We start from the raw sequence: 14,395 nt of genomic DNA on the forward strand, positions 1-14,395 counted from the left end.
CCTTATTCTTGTGTATCTATTTCTTTATTATCTTGTATGTCAAATGGGCTCCAAATCAGCGGGTTTTCTCCAAGGTCCCTGTCCAAATCATAGGAAACAGCAGAAAAACCCATCTTTTTCCAAAAGTCTTGTGAATGAACTCTTGGATTGGTTTTGATAGGCATGTTCAGGCTTTTGGCGAATTCGACCAAAGCTCTTCCATAACCTTTTTTCTGATAGTTAGGCAGGACTTCAAGTTTCCAAAGAACAAGGAAGTCCCTAGACTTGTCAAAATATTCGTCGAATTTAGCGCTTCTTTTATACAGGCTCATGCGTGCTACAAGTTTGTCGCCATAAAAGATTCCGTAAAAAGGTGATTGGCTGTCATTTTCGATGATGTTACCTTCTAAATCATCTAGCATTGACAGTTCCTGTATCCCGTATTCTTTGAATTTTTTGAATTCCTCAAGCGTTTTAAAATTTACAAGTAATCGTTCCACCTTGTATTCCATAAAAAAGCTCCCCCTTAATTCTGATAAACCTCTTCCGATAGTACCCTTTGAAAGTCATCCCACTGATCCTTACCATGTGGAATTCCAGCTTAGGTCAAATCTAGTATGACAACATCGACTAAACCTAGCTGTCTAAATGCTTATAGCCTTTTATCCCCGTCCTTTTCCCTTAAATTTCCCGTGGGTTGAGTTTGGAGTTATCTTTTGTACCCTAAAAGTATTCAAAATGGCTAAGCTTTTCGTATCTAATATACCATTAAATTAACGCTTAAAGAAGAAAATATATCTTCAATGGCGTATTAATCGTTCTTTCCATTGGTATTTTATGACGAGCCATTGTTAATGGCAGTTCAATTTCAATCAAATAGGTGTGCTGTGTTTTCCGGCGATGGGAAAATTGATGCAGGATAAAAAAGATAATGTGATAAAATAGGGAATATATTTCAAAAAGTAAGGAAGGGTACTATGAGAATTGGAATCATTGGGGGAGGGGCCATAGGGCTGCTTTTTGCGTCTCATTTAAGTGAAAAACATGGTGTGACACTTTATACTCATACTGCGGATCAGGCGTCCATCATCCAACGTGAAGGAATCCGTCTTATTACGGATGGTGAAAGCAGGCTGCTGACAGGCATCATTTCCAAGGGCCTGGATGATGGGATATCGGATGTGGAGCTTCTAATATTGGCCGTCAAGCAATATCACCTGCCGCAAATATTGCCTAGGATCAAAGGTATTCAGGTTCCAATGCTATTCTTGCAGAATGGCTATGGGCATATTTCTTATTTAAAGCAGCTTCAATCCCCGACCATATATGTGGGGGTAGTGGAGCATGGGGCAATGAAACATGACGGGAATACCGTGGAGCATACTGGGCACGGCATTACAAGGGTCGCTTCCTTTAAAGGGGAACTTGAGCAACTATCGTTAGTGAATGAAAGGATCGACCATTTTCCTTTTGCGAAGAGTGAGAATTTTCACTCGATGCTGATCGATAAGCTTGTCGTTAATGCAGTGATAAACCCATTAACGGCGATACTTGGTGTGGAAAATGGCGGTTTAATCACTAACCCCTACTATTACCAATTATTTCGAGAACTTTTTGGGGAAATCTCCAGTATTTTGGAGGTTCATAATAAGGATGAGTCATTTGAACATGTGAAATCCGTTTGTATGTCAACTGCAGAAAATCGATCTTCAATGCTAAAAGATATAGAAAATGGCCGCAAAACGGAAATTGATGCTATTTTGGGTCATATCCTCTCGGAGGCAAAGAGTAAAGGGAAAAGTGATTGCCTGACATCTTCTCTATATAAGATGGTCAAAGGAAAAGAGTCTCAGGGGGGATGAGAATGTGCCGTACGTAGTTTCGAGCCTTGCCGCGATATTTATTACCTTGCCATTCGTGGGGTATTTACTTTTTTTTATCAGTGCCAAACAATTTACTGGAAACCATAGGCGCTCCGTTCAATTTGCTATGGACATGAGTACGCTGCTGTTCGTATTATCCGTCCATTATTTGATCATTACGATTTGGGATAAGCAAATACTTTGGGTGATCATGCTGATCATGATCATCAACGCATTCGTGGTGGTCCTTGTCCATTACAAGGTAAAAGAAGAAATCATTTTTCATAAGGTATTAAAGGGTTTTTGGAGAGTGAACTTCGCCTTCTTTTTTGTAGCTTACCTTCTATTATTTTCCATTGGAATAATAACAAGTATTACGAAGATATTTACTACATAACATAGAACATCGCATCAATTTTCTGCTGCTGGGCAACTTCTTTTGTTTTCTTAAACCGGAATGTTATACTCTAAAAAGAATTGTAGTTGCAGAGAAAGGGAGAACAGAAATGGAGATGAAAGATCTCGCGTTACCATCTTTAAACCGTTTTGCATCGGACTATTTACAAAACCGTCTTGAAACGGAGGATTATTTTCACTATGACTTGTCTAAGCCTGACATTTATCTCAATAGATATAATGAATTGATGAACCGCTCTTTTTTACGTGATGAATTGTCGGATTACATACAACAATACATGTCTCGTTTTGCAATCAGTGAGGCAGTTAAGGCGAATATTGAAAGGTTGCGCAAGGATGATTCCGTTGTGGTGATTGGAGGACAGCAGGCTGGGTTATTATCAGGGCCGCTGTATACCATTCATAAAGTGATTTCGATCATTAAGCTTGCGGAAGAACAGGAAAAAGAACTGGGGCAGCCAGTCATTCCAGTCTTTTGGATAGCTGGAGAAGATCATGATTTGGCTGAAGTCAATCATGTTTATGTTATGAAAAACGGTAAACCCGATAAGAAAACCTATCCTTCCTATCAGCCTTATAAAACAATGGTTTCTGATGTAGAGCTGGAAACGGATAAGGCTGAGAAGTGGTTTGAGGAAATCATTGAAACTTATGGAGAAACGGCCTTTACGAATAAACTCCTGATTGATATGAAGGAAACCATTAAGCAATCGAATACTTTCGTCGATTTCTTTGCCAGACTGATTCATGAATGGTTCAAAGAATATGGCCTTTTACTAGTTGATGCCGGAGATCCGGAGTTAAGGCGAATGGAGAAGGCATACTTTGAATCGATGATCAATGAAAGTGGACGGATTGCTGAAGTGGTCGAGGAACAGCAATCATTCATGCATGCGAAAGGGTATGCAAAAATGATTGAAATGGATAATCGGGCAGCTAATTTATTTTATTATGATCCAGAAAAAAAAGATCGATGTTTACTCGAACGTGTAGAAGGCGGTTTCAGCGGTAAAAACGGTGAGGTATCATTTACCGGGGAGGAACTCTTGCAGATTGCCAAAAATCATCCAGAACGATTAAGCAACAATGTCATTACACGCCCGCTCATGCAGGAAATGCTTTTCCCTGTATTGGCTTTCGTTTCTGGACCAGGGGAAATAGCTTATTGGGCAGAATTAAAAAAGGCATTTGAGTTGTTTTCCATGAAGATGCCCCCAATCATTCCTAGGTTAAACATCACGCTGGTAGAGCGCAGTATCCATAGCGACCTTGAAGAAATGGAACTCAGTTTGGAAACTGTTCTGACTGAAGGAACCGCTAATGCTGTGAAAAGTTACCTTGATTCGGTGAAAGATGAGACGATTGACACCCTGTTCGGGACACTGAAATCACAGCTTGAAGAGAACCATGAAAAGCTATTTGCCCACGCTGTCTCTTTAGATAGAGCACTTGAGCCGATGTTGAATAAAAACATTGAATTCATACAAAAGCAATTGAATTTCATGTATGGCAAAATCGGTGACCGTACAAAGGAACGGCATTCGGTCACATTGAAAAAATATGAACGGATCGCAAATTCACTGTACCCTCTTGGATCACCCCAAGAAAGGATTTGGAATGTGTTTTATTACTTGAATCAATACGGGCCAGAGTTCGTACGGGATATGATGAAACTGGAATACCGGTTCAATAATCAGCATAAATTGATTTTCATTTAGAAAAACCATCCGTTTTGGGTAAAAGTGGCGGACATATCATTTTGAATAAGGTTGCCACAAACCAATCCCGCCGGATGGATTATAAATGTAAAAAAGACAGGTGCTAAAGCCTGTCTTTTTTTCTGTTTCCTGGGCACTTGTCAGGTAGTATCTTCGACAGGAATTGTGGGGCTGCGTCTTAGTCTGAGTCCATTCGAGGGAAGTGCATGTTTATGTAAATAATTTGGCTAAATAAACTTAAGTAGAAAAGAAGGGAATTTTTACTTGGAAGGAGAAAGTAAAAACAAGTGGAGAAAGGTGGGGGAATGTGGTACATTGAGATTAGAATGTGGGGGTATTGGGTATGTTCATGGGAGAGTACCATCATAACATCGATATAAAGGGCCGTTTGATAGTCCCGGTGAAATTCAGGGAAAATCTCGGGGAGCAATTTGTCCTTACCCGCGGACTCGATCAATGTTTATTTGGTTACCCTATGGAAGAGTGGAAGCTGCTTGAAGAAAAGCTGAAAGCCCTGCCCTTAACAAAAAAAGATGCCCGAGCCTTTACCCGTTTTTTCTTTTCTGCAGCTACAGAATGCGAAATTGATAAACAAGGGCGAATTAATATCCCCACGCCGCTTACTTCATATGGCCAATTGGAAAAAGAATGTGTAATTCTTGGTGTTACCAATCGTATTGAGATTTGGAGCAAATCCCTTTGGGAAAACTATTTTTCAGCTTCTGAGGATTCTTTCGCTGAGATAGCAGAAAATATGATTGGCTTTGATATTTAAGGCTGCCCCCAGAAATAGGGTCACTCAATAACCGATTGGAAGGATGTCTAACATGTTTCAACATACAACAGTGTTATTAAAAGAGACGGTTGATGGATTGAACATCAAACCTGATGGAATTTATGTGGATTGTACTTTAGGAGGAGCCGGTCACAGCGAATACTTACTTTCACAGCTCTCTGACAAGGGTAGGCTTTATGCTTTTGATCAGGACGAAACGGCGATTCGGAATGCTAAGGAAAAATTGGAAAGCTATGGCGAACGTATTGTTCTTGTTCCTAATAATTTTAAATACTTAAAAGAAGAGTTGAATGCCCGCGGAATCGAGAAAGTGGACGGGATCCTATATGATTTGGGTGTTTCATCCCCACAATTGGATACACCAGAACGTGGTTTCAGCTATAACCATGATGCACCTTTGGATATGAGGATGGACCAAAGTGCTGCCATTTCTGCCTATGATGTCGTGAATACTTGGTCATTCCATGATTTGCTGAGAATTTTCTTCCAATATGGCGAAGAAAAGTTTTCGAAACAAATTGCCAGGAAAATTGAAGCGGCACGTGAAATAAAACCGATTGAAACGACCTTCGAGCTTGTGGAGTTAATTAAGGATGGAATACCAGCCCCGGCAAGACGTAAAGGCGGACATCCTGCGAAACGAGTGTTCCAAGCAATAAGAATCGCTGTGAATGACGAACTTGGTGTCTTTGAAGATTCCTTGGAGCAAGCCATATCGCTTTTGGATAAAGAAGGAAGAATATCTGTCATTACATTCCATTCACTAGAAGATAGAATTTGTAAAACGGTATTTAAAAAAGCCAGCAGCATGCCGGACCTTCCGCCTGGACTTCCAGTTATCCCGGATGAATTCAAACCAACTATGAAAATAATTACGAGAAAACCGATTTTGCCATCAGAAGAAGAATTGGAAGGGAATAATCGTTCCCGGTCGGCTAAGCTAAGAATCGCCGAAAAGCAATAATCACAGAAAAAAATCAGTAGAGGGGGAACATGAATGAGTTCCATAGCCAAAAAAATACAAGAACAGCAATATGAAGACCAACAGCAGCAACAGACGCACCAAACAGTGGTCATCCGTAAAGCGAAGATATCCATTGGTGAAGTTTTCTTACTATGTGCCCTTGCTATCATGGTTACCTTTATGGGAGTGAAAATAGTCTCTAATCAAGCGGCCATCTATGAAACGAATAAAGAAATCCAGCTAGTGGAAACGTCGATTGAAGAACAGGGTAAAGTGAATGATGATTTGAAAGTGCAGGTTGCTGAACTTAGTACATACGAAAGAATTTGGAAAAAAGCTGCAGCGCTAGGGTTCAAGTTAAATGAGAATAATGTGAAGGGTGTGCAGTGATAATGCAGAAACAAAAAAATATGAAGCATGGGGCAGCCGGATTATTCTTCTTATTCGGCCTGCTCTTTTTTGTGTTAATCTGCCGCTTTTTGTATATTCAGGTGACAGGTACAGCAGGCGGGGAGGTACTGGCTTCAAAAATCGACAAGAAATATGAAAAAAAACAGGTCATAGAAGCAAAAAGGGGAAGCATACTCGATACTAAAGGTGAAGTCATCGCCGAGGATACTTCCTCCTATATCTTAAGGGCGGTACTCAGTGAAAAGGAGCCGGAGCATGTCAAGGATCCGGAAATGACTGCGAATAAGCTTGCTAAATATATCGATATGGATGAACAGGACATCTATGAAAGACTTACGAAAAAAGAGGCATACCAGGTGGAGTTTGGCAGTGCCGGCAAGGATTTGACTCAGGTCACAAAGCAGAAAATAGAAAAATTGGAACTGCCGGGAATTACATTCGGAAGGACCAATAAACGTTTTTATCCTAATGGGATTTTCGCTTCCCATCTGATTGGCTATGTAGAAAAGGATGAAAAAACGGGAGAAATGGCTGGTAAATTCGGCATCGAAAGGTACCTCAATAAAGAACTGCAGGAAACGGATGGGAAGCTGACATATGACAGTGACTCATGGGGCTTCCTCTTACCTGATAAGGAAGAAAAGGTTGTTGCACCGGATAATGGCAATGATGTCATGCTTACCATCGACAAGAAAATACAAACATTCCTGGAAGACTCGATGAGCAAAGTGCAGGAAAAATACGATCCTGAACAAATCATAGCGATTGTCTCCAATCCGAAAACGGGGGAAATCGTGGCGATGGGGCAAAGGCCTACCTTCCATCCGACAACGAAAGTCGGTCTTACGGATACTTGGCGGAACCTGGCTATTGAAGAAACCTTCGAACCTGGATCAACCATGAAAACATTCACCCTTGCCGCGGCTGTTGAGGAAGGGGTCTTTAATCCGAATGAAAGCTTTGTCGCTGGAACCTACAAAGCCGGATCAGGGAAAATCGGAGATCATAGCGGAATCGAAAGAGGGAAGAGCATGACCTTTCTTGAAGGGGTTCAACGTTCCTCAAACGTCGCTTTTGCTACTCTTGCAATGGATAAGATAGGAGCGGATACTTTCCGTGAGTATTTGACTAAGTTCGGATTTGATAAAAAAACGGGAATTGACCTACCAAACGAGATAACTGGAAAAATTCAATACAAGTATAAGCTTGAAAAAGTTACCACTTCCTTTGGACAGGGTTCGACCGTTACACCGATTCAACAAATCCAAGCTGCATCCGCAATAGCCAATGACGGGAAAATGATGCGGCCGTATGTGATAAAAAGCATTTCCGATCAGGATACGGGGAAAACTCTGAAAACAACTAAGCCGGAAGTTACAGGGCAACCGATTTCGGCAGAAACTGCAAAACAAGTACGTGATTATTTGGAAACGGTAATTTCCGCGAAAAAAGGAACAGGGAAAAAATATGCCATTGAAGGATATGAAGTAGCGGGGAAAACCGGTACTGCACAAATTGCGGGTCCGACAGGTAGATATTTAGAAGGGAAAAATAACTATGTGTTCTCCTTTCTAGGCATGGCTCCAAAAGATGATCCGCAGTTGGTCATGTATGTGGCGGTCAAGCAGCCGAAGTTAGGTGTATCTTATGTTGGGGCTGATCCATTGTCAGAGATATTTAATCCTGTCATGCAAAATAGCCTGCAATATCTAAACATAAAACCTTCTGAGGTGAAAAAACAAAAAGCAAATAAAATCGTGGACTATGCGAATCAAACCGAGAGTTCAGCTGTCAAAGAACTGAAGGAACTTGGCTATGATGTAAGTACGTTAGGAAGTGGACGTAAAGTGCTCGATCAATCCCCAAAAGCGGGGAGCGTACTCTTACAGGGTGAAAAGGTAATCCTCAGGACGGAAGGCGAAATGAAAGTTCCTGACATGAAGGGATGGTCCCTGCGCGATGTTATGAAATTGGCTAAGGTCGCAAAACTGGATCTAAAAACTGAAGGTACTGGATATGTGAGTAAACAAAGTCTTGAGCCAGGGAAAAAAGTAAAGGAAGGAGAGACATTCAATATTGAATTATCCCAGCCTGAGGGGGCTGGTGAAGATATACCGACAAAAGGGAAAACAGAGTGAAGATAAAGAGGGGATCCAAATGGATCCCCTCTTTAATTCTTTCAAACAAAGTTTGTAGTCTAGCATCGAGTAGACAAGCATATATTGAAGCATGTATGAAATGGAGGTGCCTGTTTTTGCGTGTTTCGAATGTTACTGTCCGAAAACGGCTGGCAATCGCATTGGCGATCGGTATCGTTGTTTTTTTTATCATTGATATCCGATTGGGAATTGTACAGTTTTATCTAGGGGATAAGTTGACGGGGCTGGCTAAAGACTCCTGGAGCAGGAATATTCCTTTTGAAGCCAAACGAGGAGAAATTCTGGATCGGAATGGTGTTGAGCTGGCAACGAATATATCTGCACCAACAGTCTATGTCATCCCAAGACAGATTGAGAATCCTGGGGAGACGGCGGAACAGCTTGCTTCAATATTGGATATGACAAAGGAAAAGGCTTATCAATGGTTAACGAAACAGGCGATGAGCGTCAGAATTCCGGAAGGCAGAAAGATATCTCATGAAAAGGCGAAGGAAATTAAAGCATTAGGGATAAAGGGCGTTTACATCGCTGAGGATTCAAAGCGCCATTATCCATTTGGTGAATACCTTTCGCATGTTCTTGGCTTTACTGGCTCTGACAATCAAGGGTTGATGGGTATTGAATTGTCATATGATAAGGAACTAAGCGGGGAAAAGGGATTCGTAAAATTTTACTCCGATGCTAAAGGGAAAAGACTTGAAAATATGGCCGATGACTATAAGCCCCCTGTTGATGGTGATAACTTGAAGCTAACCATCGATAGTAAAATCCAGACAATTGTGGAGAGGGAGCTCGATAATGCGGAGGCGACATATGATCCCGATGGTATAATTGCCATTGCGATGGATCCGAATACAGGGGAAATATTGGCAATGTCAAGCAGGCCAACCTTCGATCCGGCCAACTTTCAAAATGTACCTTCAGAAGTATATAACCGTAATTTACCCGTTTGGAGTGTATATGAACCAGGTTCGACTTTTAAGATCATCACGCTTGCTGCGGCGCTTGAGGAAGGGAAGGTCGACTTACAAAAGGAACATTTTTACGATTCCGGACATGTGGAAGTGTCAGGGTCTACACTGCATTGCTGGAAAAGAGGAGGACATGGGGACCAGACTTTTCTTGAAGTCGTCGAGAACTCATGTAACCCTGGTTTTGTAGAATTAGGAAACCGGCTTGGTAAAGACAAGCTGTTTAAATATATAAATGATTTCGGGTTTGGGCAAAAGACAGGGATTGATTTAACCGGAGAAGGAAAAGGAATCATGTTCAACATGGATCAAGTGGGTCCGGTTGAGCAGGCAACGACAGCGTTTGGACAAGGTGTAGCTGTAACGCCCATTCAGCAGGTGACAGCGGTATCGGCGGCTGTGAATGGCGGAACTTTGTATACACCTTATATCGCGAAGGATCTTGTTAATCCAAAAAATGGGGAAGTACTGATGCGAAAGACCCCACAGGCGAAGAAAAAAGTGATTTCAGAAGCGACCTCTAAGAAAGTCCGTGAAGCACTTGAATCCGTTGTCGCCCAAGGTAGCGGTAAAGGAGCATTCGTGGAGTCGTACCGAGTCGGCGGGAAAACGGGTACAGCCCAAAAAGCTGAAAATGGCAGATACCTTGAAAATAATTATATTCTCTCATTCATTGGGGTCGCTCCAGCGGATGATCCGCAAATCGTCGTTTATATAGCTGTGGACAATCCTAAAGGAACGGTACAGTTCGGCGGGGTCGTTGCCGCACCGATCGTTGGGAATATCATGGAGGATTCACTTAGGGCCATGGGCGTCAAGCCAAGAAAAAACCAGATTGAGAAGGAAACGGTCTGGACAGATCCGGTCATGGTCGAGGTACCTGACGTTGTGGGTATCAGCAAAAAAGAGTTGCAAACCCAGCTCATCGATCTTAAGCTGGATATTGCCGGAAATGGGGATAAAGTCATAAATCAAGCCCCCGATCCAGGTGTTAAAGTAAAACAAGGCTCCACAATAAGAATTTATCTTGGCGAAAATACAGAATAAGTATAATATAATATATGAATAGTTAAAGCGGCTGAAGAATCATCAGCCGCTTTGTTTACGGAGTCGGGATAACCCCGTATAATTGAAATTGGTTTCTCGACAAGCCAAGGCTAATCACATATAATGAATCCTCAAATTAAGTTGAGAGGGATGGAAAAATGAAGCTTCACAAATTATTATCTTATTTACACTCCTTATTTACGTATGAAGGAGAAAATCCTGAAATCACCTCCATTGAAAATGATAACCGTAAAGTCATAGACGGAAGTTTATTTGTTTGTATAAAAGGTTATACAGTCGATGGTCATGATTTTGCCCGACTTGCTGTAGAACATGGAGCTGCAGCAGTCATTGCCGAAAGGCCGCTTGACCTCGATGTTCCCGTGATCGTAGTCAGGGATTCGAGCAGGGCGATGGCGGTGCTTGCCGATGCATTCTATGGCCATCCAACTCAAAAGATGCGCTTGATCGGAATTACAGGTACGAATGGAAAGACGACGACCAGTCACTTATTGGAAAAGATTTTCGAGGATCGACAAGAAAAAACAGGCTTGATTGGCACGATGTATACAAAAATTGCCGATACGGTATATGAAACTAAGAATACGACGCCAGATAGCGTTACGCTGCAGAAGGCTTTTCATGAAATGGCCGAAGCATCCGTTACCACTGCGATTATGGAAGTCTCATCGCATGCACTTGAGCTTGGACGCGTCCATGGCTGTGATTATGATATTGCCGTCTTTACGAATCTCACACAGGATCATTTGGATTTTCATAAAACCATGGACAGATACAGGCAGGCAAAATCCTTATTTTTCTCACAGCTAGGCAATGCTTACATAGAAAATCGTCCTAAATATGCTGTGCTTAATGCCGATGATGAGGCAACAGCTGATTTCATTAAAGCGACTGCTGCTACAGTCGTAACATACGGCATAGACAAAGAAGCGGATATCAGGGCCAAGGATATACAAATTGATGCAAATGGCACATCGTTCACCTTGACAGCAGGTAAAGAAGAGCGTTACATTCAGCTGAAGCTAATTGGTAAATTCAGTGTTTATAATGTGCTCTCAGCAATCTCAGCTGCTTTGTGCGCCGGTAACGATCTAGATGAGACAATTAGATCCATTGAGGATATAAAAGGTGTTGCAGGCCGTTTTGAGCTCATTACAGCGAATCAGGACTTCGCTGTCATTGTAGACTATGCCCATACTCCGGACAGTTTAGAAAATGTTCTAAAGACTGTTGGCGAGTTTGCCAGAAAGAAAATTTTCGTGATAGTGGGCTGCGGCGGGGACCGCGACAAGACAAAGCGTCCCATCATGGCCGAAATTGCATGCAGCTTGGCGACTGACCCGATCTTCACTTCGGATAATCCGCGCAGTGAAGATGCTGCCCAGATCCTCCGGGATATGGAAGCTGGTGTAGCAGGCAAAGAATATACCGTTATTGAAGATCGCAGGCAGGCGATAGCTTACGCTGTTACCAAGGCGGAAGAGGGCGACGTTATATTAATAGCCGGAAAAGGTCATGAAACCTATCAATTGGTCGGTGACGAAGTGCTTCACTTCGATGACCGTGAAGAAGCGGAAAAGGCGATTCAAAGTCGTCTGGGTTCAGTTTGAACCAAAGCTGAAATTGCCTTTGCGAAAAATAAGAAAAGACATCAAGCAGATTTTTATATTTGAATTGTGTTAGGAATGAGGGAGTAAGGAATGTTGGAACAAGTGATTTTTTATACGATTTTGGTGGCGTTTTTAGTAACCGTTCTTCTTTCGCCGATTTTCATCCCGTTTTTAAGAAGATTGAAATTCGGGCAAAGTATTAGGGAAGAAGGCCCACAATCGCATCTGAAGAAAACCGGCACACCCACCATGGGCGGTTTGGTCATATTATTATCTGTAACCATCGCTACACTAGTCATGACTTTGAAATTTTCGTCACCTTCAACTGAAACGTATTTATTATTATTCGTTACTTTAGGTTTTGGTTTATTAGGTTTCCTGGATGATTTCATCAAAGTGGTCATGAAGCGAAACCTAGGATTGACTTCCAAGCAAAAACTGCTTGGACAAATTGTGATTTCTGTCATCTTTTACTTCGTCTTTAAGCAGACAGACCGTTTTAATCCAGAATTGACGATTCCAGGTACTGACTTTGCTTTTGATTTTGGCTGGTTTTATCTGTTTATCGTTATTTTCTGGCTCGTAGGTTTTTCGAATGCCGTCAATTTGACGGATGGGCTTGATGGACTTGTCTCAGGAACATCTGCCATTGCCTTTGGTGCTTTTGCCATTTTGGCCTGGAGTCAGTCACAATATGATGTCGCTATTTTTTCAGTGGCGGTTGTTGGTGCAGTACTCGGGTTCTTGGTATTCAATGCACATCCAGCAAAGGTTTTCATGGGGGATACGGGTTCCTTGGCCCTTGGGGGGGCGATCGCAACCATCGCCTTGTTAACGAAGCTTGAAATCCTCCTGGTGATCATCGGCGGAGTCTTCGTGATTGAGACGCTCTCGGTCATCTTGCAGGTAGGATCTTTTAAGACGACTGGTAAACGTATTTTTAAAATGAGTCCGCTTCATCACCATTATGAGCTTTCCGGCTGGTCGGAATGGCGCGTCGTCGTTACTTTCTGGACAGTGGGGCTGCTGTGTGCGGTACTCGGAATCTATTTAGAGGTGTGGATATAATTGAAAGAGACTGCAAAGTATTCAGAGAAAAAGATATTAGTATTGGGTTTGGCAAAAAGCGGAGTGATTGCAGCTTCGCTTCTACATAAATTAGGTGCTTTCGTGACGGTTAATGACATGAAGCCATTATCGGAAAATCCTGAGGCTCAAGGACTTCTTGAACAGGGAATCAAAGTCATCTGCGGCAGTCATCCGATCGAGCTTCTTGATGAGGGTTTCGAGCTGATCGTGAAAAACCCGGGAATCCCCTATCGGAACCCTATCGTAAAAGGGGCATTGGAAAAAGGGATCCCTGTTATCACGGAAGTTGAACTGGCCTATCAGATAAGTGAGGCGCCTTTCATAGGAATCACTGGTACAAATGGGAAAACGACCACTACAACATTGATATACGAAATGTTGAAGACCGGTGAAAAATCCCCGCTGGTTGCAGGTAATATCGGGACAGTGGCTTCTGGTGTTGCTGAAAATGCAAAACCCGATGATTCGATCGTCATTGAATTATCATCGTTTCAGTTAATGGGAATAGACGAATTCCGTCCTGAAATTTCAATCGTGACAAATTTGTATGATGCACATTTGGATTATCACAGTTCCAAACAGGAATATGTCGAAGCAAAAGCTGCGATTACGAAAAATCAAATAGCCTCAGATTTCATGATTTTTAATGCAGATCAAGATCTTGTTTTGTCCATGGCGAAAAAGACCAAGGCTGAACTTGTTCCTTTTTCAGCTGAAGTGAAACATGAGAATGGAGCCTATGTGGAAGATGGTGCCGTCAGTTTCCGAGGAGAAAAAATCATTGAAGTTTCAGAAATAGCCCTTCCTGGTAAGCACAATTTGGAAAATGTGCTTGCGGCCATCTCAGCGGCCAAACTCAAGGGTGTAGCTAACGAAGCCATTCAGACTGTATTGAAAACATTTTATGGTGTGGAGCACCGTCTGCAGTTTGTGGCAACGATCGATCACCGTAAATTTTATAATGATTCGAAAGCGACGAACATTCTAGCAGCATCCAAAGCGCTAACTTCCTTTACGGAACCTGTCATCTTATTGGCGGGCGGTTTGGATCGCGGAAATGAATTTGATGAGTTGAAACCGGCGATGGAAAATGTCAAAGCCGTGATAACTTTTGGTGAAACGGCAGAAAAAATTGAACGGGTAGCAAAAGAATTAGGAATAGCGAATATAAAACGTGTCGATAATGTAGAAAAGGCCGTGCCGGCTGCATTTGAATTATCAAATGAAGGCGACTGCATTCTTCTCTCCCCGGCTTGTGCAAGCTGGGATCAATATAAAACTTTTGAGCAAAGAGGAGACATGTTTATGGAGGCTGTGCATAAACTTAAGTAAGAGCTTTCGCAGAGAGAAG

At 42.2% G+C, this 14,395-nt stretch carries 12 protein-coding genes; 11 read left to right on the forward strand and 1 reads right to left on the reverse strand.

Annotated elements, in window-relative coordinates; genetic code table 11:
* Positions 1 to 2: 2 nt before the first annotated feature.
* Positions 3 to 491 (reverse strand): N-acetyltransferase, encoded by a 489-nt coding sequence (locus JNUCC41_RS16465; RefSeq protein WP_192203956.1) that lies wholly within the window; start codon positions 489 to 491, stop codon positions 3 to 5.
* A gap of 465 nt (positions 492 to 956) precedes the next feature.
* Between JNUCC41_RS16465 and JNUCC41_RS16470 the strand changes: the two genes are divergently transcribed.
* The 11 genes from JNUCC41_RS16470 (at position 957) to murD (ending at position 14,376) form a co-directional block, all read left to right on the forward strand.
* On the forward strand, positions 957 to 1,841 hold the full coding sequence (locus tag JNUCC41_RS16470) for a 2-dehydropantoate 2-reductase (RefSeq protein ID WP_192203957.1): 885 nt from the start codon (positions 957 to 959) through the stop codon (positions 1,839 to 1,841).
* Between the two features lie 4 nt (positions 1,842 to 1,845).
* Positions 1,846 to 2,238: a DUF3397 domain-containing protein gene (locus JNUCC41_RS16475; protein ID WP_192203958.1), complete on the forward strand. Its 393-nt coding sequence runs from the start codon at positions 1,846 to 1,848 to the stop codon at positions 2,236 to 2,238.
* 109 nt (positions 2,239 to 2,347) lie between these two features.
* Positions 2,348 to 3,976 (forward strand): bacillithiol biosynthesis cysteine-adding enzyme BshC, encoded by a 1,629-nt coding sequence (bshC, locus tag JNUCC41_RS16480; protein ID WP_192203959.1) that lies wholly within the window; start codon positions 2,348 to 2,350, stop codon positions 3,974 to 3,976.
* A 343-nt stretch (positions 3,977 to 4,319) separates the two neighbouring features.
* Positions 4,320 to 4,751 (forward strand): division/cell wall cluster transcriptional repressor MraZ, encoded by a 432-nt coding sequence (mraZ, locus tag JNUCC41_RS16485; protein WP_034313914.1) that lies wholly within the window; start codon positions 4,320 to 4,322, stop codon positions 4,749 to 4,751.
* A gap of 52 nt (positions 4,752 to 4,803) precedes the next feature.
* Entirely contained in the window at positions 4,804 to 5,736 is a 933-nt protein-coding gene (gene rsmH, locus JNUCC41_RS16490) for a 16S rRNA (cytosine(1402)-N(4))-methyltransferase RsmH (RefSeq protein WP_034313911.1), read from the forward strand.
* A gap of 33 nt (positions 5,737 to 5,769) precedes the next feature.
* Positions 5,770 to 6,126, forward strand: a complete 357-nt coding sequence (gene ftsL, locus JNUCC41_RS16495; protein ID WP_101224576.1) for a cell division protein FtsL — start codon at positions 5,770 to 5,772, stop codon at positions 6,124 to 6,126.
* A 2-nt stretch (positions 6,127 to 6,128) separates the two neighbouring features.
* Complete coding sequence (locus JNUCC41_RS16500; RefSeq protein ID WP_192203960.1) at positions 6,129 to 8,285, forward strand: penicillin-binding protein; 2,157 nt, start codon at positions 6,129 to 6,131, stop codon at positions 8,283 to 8,285.
* A gap of 116 nt (positions 8,286 to 8,401) precedes the next feature.
* Complete coding sequence (locus tag JNUCC41_RS16505) at positions 8,402 to 10,324, forward strand: stage V sporulation protein D (RefSeq protein WP_192203961.1); 1,923 nt, start codon at positions 8,402 to 8,404, stop codon at positions 10,322 to 10,324.
* 158 nt (positions 10,325 to 10,482) lie between these two features.
* Positions 10,483 to 11,955, forward strand: a complete 1,473-nt coding sequence (locus JNUCC41_RS16510) for a UDP-N-acetylmuramoyl-L-alanyl-D-glutamate--2,6-diaminopimelate ligase (RefSeq protein ID WP_192203962.1) — start codon at positions 10,483 to 10,485, stop codon at positions 11,953 to 11,955.
* Positions 11,956 to 12,045: 90 nt separating this feature from the next.
* Positions 12,046 to 13,023 (forward strand): phospho-N-acetylmuramoyl-pentapeptide-transferase, encoded by a 978-nt coding sequence (gene mraY / locus JNUCC41_RS16515; protein WP_192203963.1) that lies wholly within the window; start codon positions 12,046 to 12,048, stop codon positions 13,021 to 13,023.
* Positions 13,024 to 14,376: a UDP-N-acetylmuramoyl-L-alanine--D-glutamate ligase gene (gene murD, locus JNUCC41_RS16520; RefSeq protein WP_192203964.1), complete on the forward strand. Its 1,353-nt coding sequence runs from the start codon at positions 13,024 to 13,026 to the stop codon at positions 14,374 to 14,376. It begins immediately after the preceding gene.
* Positions 14,377 to 14,395 lie beyond the last annotated feature (19 nt).

This window comes from Brevibacillus sp. JNUCC-41, assembly GCF_014844095.1.
In the GTDB taxonomy this organism is placed as follows: Bacteria; Bacillota; Bacilli; order Bacillales; family DSM-1321; genus Peribacillus; species Peribacillus aracenensis.

Excerpts from the sequence above, each read along its gene's own strand:
- JNUCC41_RS16465 (WP_192203956.1), bottom strand. The coding sequence starts at position 491 with ATGGAATACAAGGTGGAACGATTACTTGTAAATTTTAAAACGCTTGAG.
- JNUCC41_RS16470 (WP_192203957.1), top strand. The coding sequence starts at position 957 with ATGAGAATTGGAATCATTGGGGGAGGGGCCATAGGGCTGCTTTTTGCG.
- bshC (WP_192203959.1), top strand. The coding sequence starts at position 2,348 with ATGGAGATGAAAGATCTCGCGTTACCATCTTTAAACCGTTTTGCATCG.
- mraZ (WP_034313914.1), top strand. The coding sequence starts at position 4,320 with ATGTTCATGGGAGAGTACCATCATAACATCGATATAAAGGGCCGTTTG.
- rsmH (WP_034313911.1), top strand. The coding sequence starts at position 4,804 with ATGTTTCAACATACAACAGTGTTATTAAAAGAGACGGTTGATGGATTG.
- ftsL (WP_101224576.1), top strand. The coding sequence starts at position 5,770 with ATGAGTTCCATAGCCAAAAAAATACAAGAACAGCAATATGAAGACCAA.
- JNUCC41_RS16500 (WP_192203960.1), top strand. The coding sequence starts at position 6,129 with ATGCAGAAACAAAAAAATATGAAGCATGGGGCAGCCGGATTATTCTTC.
- JNUCC41_RS16510 (WP_192203962.1), top strand. The coding sequence starts at position 10,483 with ATGAAGCTTCACAAATTATTATCTTATTTACACTCCTTATTTACGTAT.
- mraY (WP_192203963.1), top strand. The coding sequence starts at position 12,046 with ATGTTGGAACAAGTGATTTTTTATACGATTTTGGTGGCGTTTTTAGTA.